The sequence below is a fragment of the Mesorhizobium sp. M7A.F.Ca.US.005.03.2.1 genome, from assembly GCF_003997795.1.
Classification (GTDB): domain Bacteria; phylum Pseudomonadota; class Alphaproteobacteria; order Rhizobiales; family Rhizobiaceae; genus Mesorhizobium; species Mesorhizobium ciceri.
Genome location: NZ_RZRP01001493.1, coordinates 1 through 675, shown reverse-complemented (window position 1 = coordinate 675; position 675 = coordinate 1). Strand labels below are relative to the sequence as shown.

1 protein-coding gene is annotated in these 675 nt (G+C 65.5%); it reads right to left on the bottom strand.

Annotation, left to right across the window (positions count from 1 at the left end):
* Positions 1 to 675 (bottom strand): molybdopterin cofactor-binding domain-containing protein (locus tag EN991_RS38690; protein ID WP_164769784.1); only part of this gene is annotated, 675 nt, incomplete at both ends.

Here is a 675-nt window from a genome sequence, read left to right as displayed (position 1 = left end):
AGCATGGAGCACCGCGTTGGCAATCGCCGGCGCCACGACGACAATGGCCAGTTCGCCAACGCCCTTGCCGCCGAGCACCGAGGAATGCAGGTCGGGGATGCCGACCGAGATCACCTCGATGTCGGGGATGTCGGCATTGGTCGGCACGAGGTAGTCGGCGAGGTTGTTGTTGACGATGCGGCCGTGGCGGCGGTCGACGATGCCTTCTTCGAGCAGCGCCTGGCCGATGCCCATGATGATGCCGCCCTTCCATTGGCTTTCGGCAAGTTTCGGGTTGTAGAGCCGGCCCGAATCCAGCGCCGACACCACGCGCGATACACGCACCGTGCCAAAGTCCTCGTCGACGCGCACCTCGATGAAATGCGCGCACCAGGAGTGGCGGGAATAGTCGCCCTCGGTGTGCGGCACCGACATGGCGATGGTGGTGTAGTTCTTGTAGCGATCCTCTGGCGTCGAATTGGCCGGCATGGTGTCGCCGGTGGCTTCGATGTGGTCGCGGCCGACGCTCTTGAGCAGTTCGGCGACGGAGACATCGGGGCCGTCGCCGCGCGGCGAAGCGATACGGCCATTGGCGACGACCAGCGTGTTGGCCTGCAGCGCGTGGAAGGGCGAGCGTGGATCGCTGATGGCGAGGCCCACCAACTGGTCGAGGGCCGAGGTTGCCGCCTTGTAGAC